Source organism: Actinocorallia longicatena (assembly GCF_039534125.1).
GTDB classification, from domain to species: Bacteria; Actinomycetota; Actinomycetes; order Streptosporangiales; family Streptosporangiaceae; genus Actinocorallia; species Actinocorallia longicatena.
Map to the genome: position 1 here is coordinate 1 of NZ_BAAAUV010000082.1, position 706 is coordinate 706.

1 protein-coding gene is annotated in these 706 nt (G+C 63.6%); it reads right to left on the bottom strand.

The window, feature by feature from the left end; translation table 11 throughout:
* Position 1: 1 nt before the first annotated feature.
* The coding region (locus tag ABD785_RS41160; RefSeq protein WP_344840347.1) for an extracellular solute-binding protein at positions 2-706 on the bottom strand (705 nt) is incomplete at its 5' end.

Sequence of the window (706 nt, forward strand, 5' to 3'; positions counted from 1 at the left end):
GTCACTTGACCGCGAACTGCTTCGCGGCGGCGACGAGGGCACTCTGGAAACCGGCGACGTCACCATCACCGGAGAACTTGCCCTGCGCGGAGTTCACCGCACCCTGCCACCCCTGCGAACACGCCGAACCATGCGGGCAGGACGGAACGGCCTTGCCCTTCGCCCAGTCCGCGATCGCCGACTGCTGATACGCCGGATAATCCGCAGCCACCGCATCCGTACGCGCCGGAATGGAACCCTTCTTGGTGTTGAACGCCTTCTGACCCGCCGCACTGCCCAGGGTCTTCAGCCAGCACTTCGTACCCTCAGGGTTCTTCGCACCCTTCGGCAGGACGAAGGAATCCGCCAGCCACTGGTAGGCATCCCCGTTCCCCGGGAACACCGCATAGGAATAGTCCTTGAACCCCTTGGTGTCCAGATCCGCGGCCTCCCAGTCACCCATCAGCTGGAAAGCGGCCTTCCCGTCCATGACGAGCTTCTCCGCATCCGTCCAGTCGAAGGTGTCCCGATCCTTGTTCGAATAGGTCAGCAGCCGCTTGTAGTCCTCGATGCCCTTGGTGACATCCGCACCCGCCCAGTCCGTCGTCCCGTTCCACAGACCCGTGAACTTCTCCGGCCCCAGATCAGAGATCAGGACCGCTTCGAACAGCATCTGCTGCGTCCAGTCCTTCCCCACCGCCAGGGGGGTGGCGACGCCCTTGGACTT